This is a genomic window from Arthrobacter sp. JCM 19049 (assembly GCF_001310435.1).
Genome location: NZ_BAXF01000210.1, coordinates 1 through 3640, shown reverse-complemented (window position 1 = coordinate 3640; position 3640 = coordinate 1). Strand labels below are relative to the sequence as shown.

Sequence of the window (3640 nt, the reverse complement as noted above, 5' to 3'; positions counted from 1 at the left end):
GGGAAGCACCGCCGGTCGTGCCGGCCCGCAGCGCATCGATCTTCGCCTGGCGCTGGGCAATCTCCGCCTCCAGCGCCCGGATGCGGGCCTGCGGATCCGGGTCGGTCTCATGGGCCAGGGATTCCAGGGAGGTCAGCAGCGTGTTCAGCCGGGAGGAGTTCAGCCGCGAGTCGTCGGTGGACAGCTCGTCCAAAAAGCGCAGCACCCGCAGTCGCCGCGGACGGCTCGTAGCTGAAGCGTCCGTCAATCAGCGGCCGGGCCAGGATGCCCTGGCGCACCCAGCCTTCGGCGAAGTCCTCGGCCGTGGAACTGGCCGGAACCTGCTCTTCGCTGTCCCGGGCCTGGCGCAGGAAGGAATCCAGGGAGGCGTGGAACAGTTCCAGGGACACCCGGGACGGTCGGCGGTGAATTCGGCCCGAATAAACGCCAGCGCCCACGGCGGGGCGGTGATCAGCCGGTAGGCGGCGGACCGGCGGAACTGCTGGGACTGGTGCCACAAGCGATTCGCGCGGTGCGAGGGCTGCATAAACTTCCTTCGTCCTTGTCTCCTGCCTAACCTGTTTATCCTAGTTCATCTGCTGCAACACGCGGTGGGCGCCACAGCCGAAGCAACCCGGGCATCCGGGGCTGAGTAGGAGGGGAATGTTCACCTCGGGCAACACGCTTGTCCAAAGTTACACCGGCGGTTCTGAACCGGCCCCGGCCTGTGTAGGTCGAAGCAAGGAAAGCGTAAACCTGCCGACCTTTGGAGGCTGTCAACCCGTGAACCGAACCAAGCTGCTCTCATCCGTGGCAATTCTCTCCCTGCTGCTGGCCGGCTGCAGCCAGGCAGACGACGCTGCGGGCGGCCCGGAGGCCGCCGGATCGCAGCAGGATGAACAACAGAGCCAGGAGCAGGCCAAGGCCCAAGAAGCCGAACGGGTCAAGCAGGTCAAGGCCGAGGTCAACCGGCTAGCCGACGGGTACGACTATGACGCGGCGATGAAGCTGGTCAAGGACGAGCCCAATGAGGAACTCAACTCGCTGGCCAGCGGCCTGCAGGAGGAAAAGGACGCGACGGTGGCCTGGGAGAAGCCGAACCAGATCCCGCACCTGTTCTTCCACTCCCTGGTGATCGACACCGACCGCGCCTTCGACGGGGACGGGGAAGCCCAGGGCTACAAGGACTACATGGTCACCCAGGACGAATTCTCCAAGATCCTGGACCAGCTCTACGAGCGCGACTACGTGCTGGTCAACCCGACCGACTTCGCCAAGCCCGACAAGAACGGAAGATGAAGTACGGCAAGATCATGCTGCCCAAGGGCAAGAAGCCGCTGGTGCTGTCCATCGACGACGTGAGCTACTACGAGTACATGGACGGGGACGGGTTCGCCGACAAGCTCATCGTCACCGACGAGGGCAAGGTGCGCAACGTCTACACCGACGCGAGGGCAAGGAACACACCGGCGCCTACGACGTGAGCACCATGGTCGATGACTTCGTGGAGGAACACCCCGACTTCTCCTACCGCGGGGCGCGCGGGCTGCTGGCGATGACCGGCTACAACGGCCTGTTCGGCTACCGCACCTCCGACAGCCAGTACCCGGAGAACAAGAACATGGACAAGGACAAGGCCGCCGCCAAGGAAGTGGCCGAGGCGATGAAGGACAACGGCTGGGTCTTCGCCTCGCACTCCTGGGGCCACATCGCCACCGGAAAGGTCTCCCTGGACCGGCTCAAGCGCGACACCAAGCTGTGGAAGGACGAAGTGGAGCCGCTGGTGGGCAAGACCGACCAGCTGATCTACCCGTTCGGTTCGGACATCGCCCAGGTGGGCCAGTACTCCGGGTCCCGCTACAAGGTCTTCAAGGACGCCGGCTTCCGCTACTTCTACGGGGTGGACGGCACCACCACCGCCTGGATGCAGCAGACCGACGAATACCAGCGGCAGATGCGGGTCAACGTTGACGGCCTGCAGTTCGCCAAGGAAAAGCGGGGGGACCGTCCGGTGCTCTCCCACTTCTTCGACGTGGACGAGGTCATCGACAAGGCCCGGTAGCGGCCGGTAGCCAACCTCATCCCCGTGTGCGTCCTGCTGTCACCAAGACGGCAGGACGCACCGCGTTGCGGCATGAACGCAGATTGATGCCGCAGGAGTCCCTGCGTTGATGCGCCAAACTTGGGCCAAACCTGGGGCACCGGGGAGCGGGGATGGGCTGGCAACGCAGGATCAGCGGCTGACGTCCAGGGCTCTGCCCCGGAGCACAAGAAGCCCGTCCTGCCGGTGAACCTGCACCTGCTCCAGGTTTTGCACCACGAAATCAGCATCGGAGAGCTCTTGGGCAGCGTGGGAGGTCGCGACGGCCAGTACCGTGGCTCCGGCCGCCCTTCCGGCGTGAATGCCGGCCGGGGCATCTTCGATCACCAGCGCTTGTGAGGGAGCTACCCCTAGCCGCTGTGCCGCCAACAGGTACCCCTGCGGATCTGGTTTGCCCTGCGACACGTCTTCGGCGCTGATGAAAACTTGCGGGGACGGCAACCCTGCTGCCGTCAAACGGGCACGCATGAGCTGCGCGCCACCCGAGGTGACCACGCCCCAACGCTGCGCAACGAGACCTTGAAGCATGCTTGAAACTCCCGGCAGCGCCACAACACCGTCCAGGTCAGCAAGCTCCATCTCCAGCAGTACGGCACACGCCTTGTCGACCTGATCCGCCGGCAGCAGCATGGAGACCACATCCTCGGTACGCCGACCGTGGCTCTGGGTGAGGATACGGGCCGCATCAAACCCATAGCGCTCAGCCCACGTCCGCCAGGTCCGTTCGACCGCGGGAGTCGAATCCACCAACGTTCCGTCAATATCGAACAGTAAGGCCTTTGCGCGCAGTTCCATTCCTCCAGCCTACTGACCCCGCACTGCCCCCTGAGCGGTGCCCAGCTGCAGAATAGATTCAGCCGCCATGCTGCTACGGTCTTTTGCCCACCATGGACGGTCAGAACGCCGCTTGCCCGCTGGTTCCGTTGGTGCCGGTGGTTGACCGCGACCCGTCTTTCCCGTTGCGTCAGTCAGTGCGCGTCTGTCGAGGCGGGCCGCTGAAGTCTTGCCCGATGAGCCCACAACCTCTTTCCTCCCCATGAAGGAAGCCGGATGCTGAGGATCTATGGTGCTAGAGGCTCAAGAACGCACCGAGCTGGGAGAGGTTGGGAATCGAGGTTGGCAGGTAGTCGGTCAGCCGCGGGGAACGCACAATCACCGCCCGCCATTGGCCGCGGGAGATCGCGACGTTGATCCGGTTGCGGTTGAGCAGAAAGTCGATGCCGCGGGCCGCGTCCTCGGCGCTGGAACAGGCCATGGAGACCAGCACCACCGGGGCCTCCTGGCCCTGGAACTTGTCTACGGTGCCCACCCGGACATCGGCGTAGCGTTGTCCTGCAGCAACTGCTGCAACAGGTTCACCTGCGCGTTGTAGGCGGCCACCACCAGGATGTCGTGCTGTTCCAGGGGCCGCGGCGCCGATTGCGGGCCGTCGGCCCATTCCAGCCCCAGATGCTCATCCACCAGCCGCAGGATCTCGTGGGCCTCCTCCACGCTGCTGGTGGTGTTGCCGCGGTGCTCAACGAAACGGGTTTCCACCCCGGCCCCGGGCCCGGCCAGGTG

Annotated in this window: 6 protein-coding genes and 1 pseudogene; 3 read left to right on the top strand and 4 right to left on the bottom strand. The window is 64.7% G+C overall.

Features of this window, described 5'->3' with window-relative positions:
* A pseudogene (locus JCM19049_RS19925) lies at nt 1-389 on the bottom strand (DUF3375 family protein); the annotation flags it as partial.
* Between the two features lie 373 nt (nt 390-762).
* Between JCM19049_RS19925 and JCM19049_RS19920 the strand changes: the two are divergent.
* Genes JCM19049_RS19920 through JCM19049_RS19910 form a run of 3 tightly spaced genes read left to right on the top strand, consistent with a single transcriptional unit; the run spans nt 763 to nt 2041 of the window.
* On the top strand, nt 763-1278 hold the full coding sequence (locus JCM19049_RS19920) for a hypothetical protein (RefSeq protein ID WP_279402878.1): 516 nt from the start codon (nt 763-765) through the stop codon (nt 1276-1278).
* On the top strand, nt 1275-1463 hold the full coding sequence (locus JCM19049_RS19915) for a hypothetical protein (protein WP_279402877.1): 189 nt from the start codon (nt 1275-1277) through the stop codon (nt 1461-1463). Before JCM19049_RS19920 ends, JCM19049_RS19915 begins: the two co-directional genes overlap by 4 nt.
* Entirely contained in the window at nt 1460-2041 is a 582-nt protein-coding gene (locus tag JCM19049_RS19910; RefSeq protein ID WP_279402876.1) for a polysaccharide deacetylase family protein, read from the top strand. The genes JCM19049_RS19915 and JCM19049_RS19910 overlap by 4 nt, the downstream gene beginning before the upstream one ends.
* Nucleotides 2042-2212: 171 nt before the next feature.
* Here the strand turns inward: JCM19049_RS19910 and JCM19049_RS09605 are convergent, their stop codons facing one another.
* From JCM19049_RS09605 to JCM19049_RS23400, 3 genes are all read right to left on the bottom strand, one after another.
* Nucleotides 2213-2875 carry an HAD family hydrolase gene (locus JCM19049_RS09605; RefSeq protein ID WP_054821473.1) on the bottom strand — a complete coding sequence of 221 codons (663 nt, stop codon included), beginning with the start codon at nt 2873-2875 and terminating at the stop codon, nt 2213-2215.
* Nucleotides 2876-3149: 274 nt separating this feature from the next.
* Nucleotides 3150-3389: a DEAD/DEAH box helicase gene (locus JCM19049_RS23405; RefSeq protein WP_054821472.1), complete on the bottom strand. Its 240-nt coding sequence runs from the start codon at nt 3387-3389 to the stop codon at nt 3150-3152.
* The coding region (locus JCM19049_RS23400) for a hypothetical protein (protein WP_374700280.1) at nt 3377-3640 on the bottom strand (264 nt) is incomplete at its 5' end. The genes JCM19049_RS23400 and JCM19049_RS23405, both read right to left, overlap by 13 nt.